This window comes from Ureibacillus suwonensis (assembly GCF_042655065.1).
Classification (GTDB): Bacteria; Bacillota; Bacilli; order Bacillales_A; family Planococcaceae; genus Ureibacillus; species Ureibacillus suwonensis.
In genome coordinates, this window is the sequence record NZ_JBHSNQ010000154.1 from 1 (window position 1) to 8,924 (window position 8,924).

9 protein-coding genes are annotated in these 8,924 nt (G+C 44.1%); all 9 read right to left on the reverse strand.

The features are described from left to right. Positions 1-213: 213 nt before the first annotated feature. Positions 214-1,164, reverse strand: coding sequence for a thioredoxin-disulfide reductase (gene trxB, locus ACFPOH_RS11745; RefSeq protein ID WP_390309796.1), 951 nt, complete (start codon positions 1,162-1,164; stop codon positions 214-216). Positions 1,165-1,225: 61 nt separating this feature from the next. Continuing rightward, a complete protein-coding gene (locus ACFPOH_RS11750; protein WP_390309798.1) occupies positions 1,226-2,761 on the reverse strand; it encodes a tetratricopeptide repeat protein in 1,536 nt (511 codons plus the stop codon). Between the two features lie 117 nt (positions 2,762-2,878). After that, complete coding sequence (gene hisIE / locus ACFPOH_RS11755; RefSeq protein WP_390309800.1) at positions 2,879-3,526, reverse strand: bifunctional phosphoribosyl-AMP cyclohydrolase/phosphoribosyl-ATP diphosphatase HisIE; 648 nt, start codon at positions 3,524-3,526, stop codon at positions 2,879-2,881. Then, complete coding sequence (gene hisF, locus ACFPOH_RS11760) at positions 3,523-4,281, reverse strand: imidazole glycerol phosphate synthase subunit HisF (RefSeq protein ID WP_342468701.1); 759 nt, start codon at positions 4,279-4,281, stop codon at positions 3,523-3,525. Before hisF ends, hisIE begins: the two co-directional genes overlap by 4 nt. After that, positions 4,282-4,914, reverse strand: a complete 633-nt coding sequence (hisH, locus tag ACFPOH_RS11765; RefSeq protein ID WP_390309802.1) for an imidazole glycerol phosphate synthase subunit HisH — start codon at positions 4,912-4,914, stop codon at positions 4,282-4,284. Further along, on the reverse strand, positions 4,911-5,516 hold the full coding sequence (hisB, locus tag ACFPOH_RS11770; RefSeq protein WP_342581768.1) for an imidazoleglycerol-phosphate dehydratase HisB: 606 nt from the start codon (positions 5,514-5,516) through the stop codon (positions 4,911-4,913). Before hisB ends, hisH begins: the two co-directional genes overlap by 4 nt. 3 nt (positions 5,517-5,519) lie before the next feature. Beyond that, complete coding sequence (hisD, locus tag ACFPOH_RS11775; RefSeq protein ID WP_390309805.1) at positions 5,520-6,797, reverse strand: histidinol dehydrogenase; 1,278 nt, start codon at positions 6,795-6,797, stop codon at positions 5,520-5,522. Positions 6,798-6,812: 15 nt separating this feature from the next. Then, positions 6,813-7,439 carry an ATP phosphoribosyltransferase gene (gene hisG / locus ACFPOH_RS11780; RefSeq protein WP_342468697.1) on the reverse strand — a complete coding sequence of 209 codons (627 nt, stop codon included), beginning with the start codon at positions 7,437-7,439 and terminating at the stop codon, positions 6,813-6,815. Next, positions 7,436-8,599 carry an ATP phosphoribosyltransferase regulatory subunit gene (locus ACFPOH_RS11785; RefSeq protein ID WP_342468696.1) on the reverse strand — a complete coding sequence of 388 codons (1,164 nt, stop codon included), beginning with the start codon at positions 8,597-8,599 and terminating at the stop codon, positions 7,436-7,438. Before ACFPOH_RS11785 ends, hisG begins: the two co-directional genes overlap by 4 nt. Positions 8,600-8,924 lie beyond the last annotated feature (325 nt).

Sequence of the window (8,924 nt, forward strand, 5' to 3'; positions counted from 1 at the left end):
CGTCCTTTCTTTAGAATGTATTTTGGTCAATTTCATTCTATCAAAAAAGGACGATTTTTTTGTACCCTAAAAACAGAAAAAAGGGCTGAGCCGAAGGTCGATTCAATCGACTTTTCGGACAGCCCCTAAAAACTAACTAAAGGGGGGTTAAATTCTATTTTCATTATACCCCATTTTTACGGTGGAAAAAGTTACAATAAAGTTAATTTCTCATTACCCGTTTTTTACTAATTTTTCTTTCAGTTCTTCCACATATTGTTGCGCAGTTTGGGCTGCAATGCTTCCGTCCCCTGTTGCTGTTACGATTTGACGCAACGTTTTTTCACGCACATCCCCTGCCGCAAAAATGCCTTTCACAGATGTTTCCATTTTATCGTTCGTTACAACATACCCATGCTCGTTTAAAATGCCGAGATTTTTAAAAGGTGCAGTCAATGGCGACATGCCGATGTAAACAAAGACTCCGTCGCATGGAACCTCTTTTTCTGAACCGTCCACTGTTGAAACCAGCGTTACACTTCCCACTTTTCCATCTTTTTCATTAATTTGCTTCACTGTGTGGTTCCAGATAAAGTCCACTTTTTCATTGGCGAATGCACGATCTTGCAGGATTTTTTGGGCACGCAATTTATCCCGGCGATGCACAATGGTCACTTTATTTGCAAAGCGCGTCAAATAAACGCCTTCTTCGACAGCTGAGTCCCCGCCGCCGACAACGATCAGATCTTTTCCTTTGAAAAATGCTCCGTCACAAACCGCACAGTAGCTTACCCCGCGTCCGCCAAGTTCGTTTTCGCCGGGAACGCCCAATTTTTTATATTCGGCACCTGTCGCGATGATGATAGCACGGGTTTTATATTCTTTTGAACCTGCTTTGACGATTTTGAATTCTTCTCCGTCAATCACTTCGGAAACGTCGCCGTAAGCATATTCCGCTCCGAATTTTTTCGCATGTTCAAACATTTTTGTGGACAATTCCGGACCTAAAATGGATTCGAAACCTGGATAGTTTTCAATTTCCTCCGTATTCGCCATTTGTCCGCCGGGGATTCCGCGTTCCAACATCAGAGTGGAAAGGTTTGCGCGGGATGTGTATACCGCTGCGGTCATTCCTGCAGGCCCTGCACCGATGATAATGACGTCATAAATTTTTTCTTCTGCCATTTCTATTCCTCCCAACTACCTTTAATATAGTGAAACCAAAATGAAACTTCAATTAATTTGCCTATTCTTCATTAAATGGTAAAAACTCCAATAATTGGTCTACATACTTTGTCAATGTGGAGACCGTTATGCCATATTTTTCTGCAAATTGTTTTTTTGTGATTTTCTTTGAACTGACCGTTGAATAATACATATATTCCACTGCGGCGGTCAGGGCTTTCACATTTTTGAATTCGTAACCGTTCAAGAACGCTTTCTCACTGAGTACGAACCACATTTGGAACAGGTGCTGGATTTCGAGAGTCAACGCTTCAACATTGTTGAAAAGTTCCTCTGCAACGGCGATCAGGCGGATAAAATTTTTTTCCACTTTATTGTTCATATTGAATTGATGATTCAATGCATAAGCTAAACAAAGCTTTTCCAATCCGTTGTATTTGGATAAATCGATCAATTTCGGATGGGAGATGATCTCCTGTTTAAATGCCGATTTGCCTAGCAGGAAAAAGCCGAACATCCGGTGGGCGGAATAATTGCTGCTGATTTTCTTGATAATGTAGTCCCGATTTTGATCGAGTGTCGGAATTTCGGACAGTTCTTTTCTTTTGATGTGTCTCCACGGTTCCATGCCGTTTTTTGAAGGATCCAGCTGGGTCAGCATTTCCCAGGCTCTTTCCGCTTCTTTCACATGATTTGAGAAGTATGCGGCTTGACTTAACCAAAAATAAAAACCGGGATCATTCGGCATCATCAGCTTTGACATGCTATGGAGCCATTTGTATGCCAAATCATATTCGCCAATCAGCGCCAACGTGGCACCCAGTTTATATCGGCTGTCAAAATCGAAAGGATGCACCTTTTTCAACACGTCCACCAAATAATGAAGCGCCGGTTCATCTTTTTCGTAATAAGCGATGATCGTTAAATTGCATAGCGCGTGCAGATTTCCGACATTTTCCCGGAGGACATGATTCAGGATGGCTTTCGATTGTTCCAAATCCCCTACATAAAAATAAGCGAGAGATAAATTGTTATAGGCTGGCCAAAGTTCCGGATATTGATCAACAAGATTTTCCAACACTTCAATCGCTTCATGGAATTGCTTTTCTTCCATCAAGCGGCGGGCTTTTTCTTGCATAATGATTTGTTCAAATGAATCCTCTTCATCAAAATCGTCAATTTCATTTTGCTCGAAATGGACGTAATCGATGATTTCTTTTGCTTCCCATGCGTAATATCCATCAGGCTCAAGTTCCAAATATTTTTCCGCATATTTTTTCGCATCATTCATCAAGCCCAAATAACCTGATACTTCTGCCAAATAATAAACATGTTCCGGTTCGTCCGGTTCCATGCAATATGCGGTGTGTATTAATTCATAAGCCTTTTCAAAATTTTGAGCGTTCATTTCCAACAGCCCGTAATGCATTAACACATGCGCATCATCCGGGCTCAATTCCGCTGCTCTTTTCATATATTTGTACGCCCGATCCATTTGGTCCTTTTCCAAGGCTTTGATTGCTTTGTTGAAATAATATTCTCCATCTGGAATGAACGAAACGATGTTATTTTTCTCTTTTTGTTGTTTCTTTTCCAAAATGAACCTCCAAGACAATAAATAAGGAACGTTTTAGAAACGTTCCTTTTATTAATCCACTTTATTATATCACATTTCCAACAATCGTCATTTCAAATGCTTATTCGATTGTTGAATTTATTTTGTATTTTTTGTGCTGGCCCTTTTTTGCTTATGGCGCTCCACCAACACATCCAATACATCATACACGCTGATTTTCTGCTCTTGCAATAGTACAAGCAAGTGGTAAATCAAATCGGCCGCTTCCCATTTCACTTCTTCCGGATTGCGGTTTTTTGCGCCGATGACCACTTCTGTCGCCTCTTCACCGACTTTTTTGCAGATTTTATCGATTCCTTCAGTGAATAAGTAAGTTGTATAGGCGCCCTCAGGCATTTCTTCTTCCCGTTTCTTGATGATTTCCACCAATTCCGGAATGATGCCGACACTGCCGACATGTCCGTTTTCAACAACGGTTTCCGTAAAGCAGGAAGTTGTCCCTTTATGGCAAGCGGGACCTGCCGGAACCACCTCAACCACCAACGCATCCTGATCGCAATCGGTTGTGATGGAGATGACCTTTTGCGTATTGCCGCTTGTTTCTCCCTTGTGCCAAAGTTCATCGCGTGAACGGGAATAGAACCACGTTTCCCCAGTTTCGATTGTTTTTTGAAGGGATTCCTTATTCATATAAGCAACGGTCAACACTTGTTTTGAACGTGCATCTTGCACAACGGCAGGTATTAATCCCTTTTCATCGAATTTCAAATTTTCTATTTCAATCATCTGACACAGACTCCTTTTTCTCGTAAATACGCCTTCACTTCAGGCACGCTTGTTTCTTTATAGTGGAAAATGGAAGCTGCAAGGGCTGCATCCGCATCCACATCTTGCAACACTTCGCGGAAATGTTCCTTGTTTCCTGCTCCGCCGCTTGCAATCACCGGCACTGTCACCGCATCTCGGACGGCTTTCGTCAATGCCAAGTCGAACCCGGACTTTTCGCCATCTTTGTTCATGCTTGTGAGCAGAATTTCACCAGCTCCAAGCTCCACCGCTTTTTTTGCCCACTCCACAGCGGTCCAATCCGTTTTGTTCCGGCCGCCATGGGTATATACCATCCAAGTGCCATCTTCATCGCTGTAACGGGCATCAATCGCGACTACGATGCATTGGGAGCCGAAAAAATCCGCCCCTTCTTTGATCAATTCCGGTCTTTCGATGGCGGAAGTGTTGACGGATACTTTATCCGCACCTGCCCGCAAAATCCGTTTCATATCATCCAATGTGCGGATGCCGCCGCCCACCGTAAAAGGAATGGATACTTCCGTAGCTGTTTTTCTCACGACATCCACCATCGTTTGCCGGCCTTCGTAGGATGCGGAAATATCCAAAAATACGAGCTCATCGGCTCTTTGCCCATCATAATACTTTGCAAGTTCCACCGGGTCACCAGCATCCCTTAATCCTACGAACTGAATGCCTTTTACGACCCTTCCGTCTTTTACGTCCAAACAAGGTATGATTCGTTTTGTTAACATTTATTTCACCCCTTGCAGCCACTTTTTCAATAAATACACGCCAAATTCCCCTGACTTTTCAGGATGGAACTGCATGCCGCAAACATTGCCGTTTTGAACAATGCCGGGAACTTGAACGCCAAAATAATCGGCAGTAGCCACCACTTGAGGGGAGTCGGTGTTTGCATAATAAGAATGGACAAAATAAACATGCTTGTCCTCCGGCAATTGTTCCCCTTTCAACCAATCGGGAACCGAATGGAATGTCAATGAATTCCATCCCATATGGGGAACCCGGTATTTTTCACCTTTTTCTGAAATACCGGAAAAGCGGACAACTTTGCCTTCAAAGAAACCAAAGCCATTGGTCGGAGCAACTTCTTCACTTTCTTCAAACAAAAGCTGCATTCCTAAACAGATGCCTAGAAGGGGTTTGCCGTTTTTGACTTCACTGCGGATAAACCCGTCAAGCCCGGTTTCCTGCAATCGTTTCATCGCATCCGGAAAAGCGCCTACTCCAGGCAAAATGAGCGCATCGGCTTCTCTCAATTCTTCCGGTTTGGAAGACAGAATCACTTCTGCATTTAATTTTTTTAGCGCTTGCGTCACGCTGAATAAATTTCCCATTCCGTAATCGATAACACCTATTTTCATGCGAGTAGTCCTTTCGTTGAAGGTACTCCTTTGACCCGCGGATCGCTTTGTACCGCATCATCAATTGCGCGGGCAAGGGCTTTAAAAATGGCTTCAATGATATGGTGCGTATTGTGGCCATAAGGGACAATCACATGCACGTTCATTCTCGCTTCCAAAGCAAACTTCCATAAAAATTCATGGACCAATTCCGTATCGAATGTTCCCACTTTTGGTTTCAATTCCGGCGTCACACGGTATTCCAAGTGCGGGCGGTTGGAACAATCCACCACCACTTGGGCCAAAGCATCATCCATCGGCACAAAGGCGTTTCCGTATCGCCGGATGCCCCGTTTATCCCCAAGGGCTTCTTTCACCGCTTGTCCCAAAACGATGCCGAGATCCTCCGTCGTATGGTGATCATCGATATGCGTATCCCCATTCGCCACAATTTTACCGTCGAACAAGCCGTGCTTCATAAATAAATCAAGCATGTGGTCCATAAAAGGAACACCGGTATCAACTTCCGCTTTTCCTTCCCCATCCAGATAAAATTCCACTTTGATTTGGGTTTCTTTCGTTGTCCGTTCGATTTGGGCAAATCGTTTTTTGGCTTGCGTCATTGATTATTCTCCTTTCTTCCAACCGCGCGATTCCACGGCTCTCGCATGGGCTTCCAACCCTTCCATCCGGGCAAGTCTCGCAATTTTCGGCGCATTCTCTTCCCAAGTTTTTTCCGAATAATAAATGATGTTTGTCTTTTTAATAAAGTCATCCACATTTAATCCGCTGGCAAAACGCGCCGTGCTGTTTGTAGGGAGTACGTGGTTCGGGCCGGCAAAGTAATCACCCACCGGTTCCGAACTGTACCGTCCAAGGAAGATGGCTCCTGCATGGCGGATCCCTTTGCTCACTTCTTCCGCATTTTCTGTCACAATCTCCAAGTGTTCAGGAGCAAGGGTGTTCACCGCATCCACCGCCTGATCCATTGTTTCCGCAATATAAATGTGGCCGAAGTTTTCAATGGACGCTCGCGCAATATCCTCTCTTGGAAGTTGTTTTAATTGCTCTTCCACTTGTTCGCTGACCGCATTGGCCAAATTTTCGCTCGTTGTGATTAAAATCGCGCAAGCCCGCATGTCGTGCTCCGCTTGGCTCAATAAGTCCGCCGCAATTTCATCAGGGTAGGCGGAGTCATCGGCAAGGATGCAAATTTCACTTGGTCCGGCAATCATATCAATCGCCACTTGGCCGAATACTTCCCGCTTCGCAAGGGCCACAAAAATGTTTCCGGGACCTGTGATTTTATCGACAGGGGCGATGGATTCCGTTCCATAGGCGAGTGCGGCAATGGCTTGGGCGCCGCCGATTTTATAGATTTCCTCCACCCCTAAAATGCTCGCGCAAACAAGCACGGCAGGAGGAAGTTTTCCGTCTTTGCCGCAAGGGGAGGTGATCACGATCCGTTTCACCCCGGCCACTTGGGCAGGAATCACGTTCATCAATACAGAAGAAGGATAGGCTGCAGATCCCCCCGGCACGTATAATCCCACCGAATCCAACGGAACAATCCGTTGGGCAAGGTACGAACCGTCAGCCAAAGGCAATGTATAGCCTTCCCGCTTTTGCGCTTCATGATATTTGCGGATATTGTCCGCCGCTTCTTCCAGGTCCTTTTTCAATTGGGGGTCGAAGTTTTGAAGGGCTTCATTGATTTCTTCTTCTGTCACCCGGAAATCAGAGAGGACGACTTTGTCCCACATCTCCGTATATTTGCGGATTGCTGCATCCCCATTTTCCCGAACGTCCGCGATTACTTGGCGCACGGTTTTCAATTGTTCTTCATTTCCGTTCTCAAGCTCTCTTTTCAAAGAAATGTTTTTGGTTAACTTGGAAATCTTCATTTGGCAACCTTCCCTTTACTTCACAATTTTCTTCAATCGGGATACGATTTCTTGTATGCGTTCATTTTTCATCCGATAACTTACCGGGTTGGCAATTAGGCGGGATGATACATCGGCGATATGTTCATATTCCACCAACCCATTTTCCCTTAACGTTCTGCCGGTTGACACGATATCCACGATGCGATCTGCAAGGCCGATCATCGGCGCAAGTTCGATGGAACCGTTCAATTCGATGATTTCCACTTGCTCGCCAATGCCTTTATAATAATTCATCGCGATATTGGGATATTTTGTTGCGATGCGCGGGGCGATTTCATCCATTTGCGTATTCGGCAATCCCGCTGATGCAATATGGCATTTGCTAATTTTTAAATCCAACAGTTCATGGACATTCCGCTGCTGTTCCATTAACACATCTTTCCCCGCAATGCCGATATCCGCAACCCCATGTTCCACATAAACCGGCACATCCATCGGTTTCGCTAAAATAAAGCGGATATTTTCTTCCGGAATCTCAATCATCAATTTTCTCGACATTTCCACTTCTTCCGGCAGCTTGAATCCTGCTTCAATCAACATTTGATATGCTTCTTCGAAAATCCGCCCTTTTGGCATGGCAATCGTCAATTCGCTACTCATTGTGCTTCCTCCTGGCTCAAATCAACAACCCGACTAAACAGTTTCGTGAATGCTTCTTTATTCATTAACCCTTTTTTGGATTGGACCGTTACACGGGCTCCCTGTTCCCTTAATGTGGATGCAAGATCCAATGCCTTGATAAAATCTTCGTCATCAAATAAAATGCAGACGGTTTCTTCTTCCACTTCTTCTTTCGGCAACACTTCAAGCAGCCGGTCGATGCGGATGCTGAATCCAGTGGCTCCCACGTCACTTCCAAACAAATGCAACAAACCGTCATAACGGCCGCCATTGCCTAACGGGAAACCGCTACCCGATGCAAATACTTCAAACAGCATGCCCGTGTAATAGCTCATATGGCTTGAGAGGGTAAAATCGAATGACACATATTGGGAAAGATCGTATGCATCAATTAATTTGGAAAGTTGTTTCATATATTCGATACCGTCGTTTTTGCGCACGTATTTTTCCATATCTTCAATGGAAGACAGATTTGTTGCTTCATTGATAAACTCAAGCAACGCATTGGCTTTCGTTGCCGGCAAATCAAATTCATGCACCGCCTCTTCGAATCCGACATAATTGCGCTCCACAAGCAAATTCCGCAAAATTTCCCGCTGATAATCATGATCTGTATAATCGTCCAAAATATCATGGAGTACGCCTGCATGCCCAATCGTCAATTTGAACGACTCGATGCCCAACTCTTTCATTAATTGTACCGCTGTTATGATCACTTCCGCATCAGCAAAAACCGTTTTATCTCCAATAATTTCAATGCCCATTTGTCCGAATTCAGCCGGTCTTCCGCCTTCCATTTGCTGTGCGCGGAACACATTGGCTGAATAGGCAAGCCGTAGCGGTATTTTTTCTTTCAACAATTTGGATGTGGCCACCCTTGTAATCGGCGTTGTCATATCCGGACGCAAAACAAGGGTATTTCCTTGGCTGTCCACCAATTTGAATAAGAAGGAATCAGAGATGGCGGACGCTTTTCCGACAGTATCGTAATATTCCAATGTAGGCGTTTCGATAAAATCAAATCCCCTTGAACGAAAGACTTGGCGCCCGATTTGCCTTGCCCTCTCCATTTTTTCATAAATTCGAGGGAATGTATCTCTCATTCCAAGGGGTTTTTCAAATTTTTTGATGGATGACATATATACACACTTCCTATTACATTTACTTTAGTATGCTAGAGTATTAGAGAGTTAGAGAATTAGTATATGAAAGCATTGTATCGAACTATTAAAAAATAGTCAATTCATAAAAGGGGCTTTTAGGAAATTTTTATCTTTCGCTTGATTGGATCAATGAAAATTTCCTCTTTCAAAGTTAGATATCCGCCAATCTTTCGTAAGAATCCGCCATTTCCAGCGCCATATCCGCCAAGTTTGTGAATTTATCCGCCAATCGTAAAATTTTGGCTTTACGAAAGAAGGATATCCGCCAATCTTGTACAAGAATCCGCCGTTTCCAGCCTAA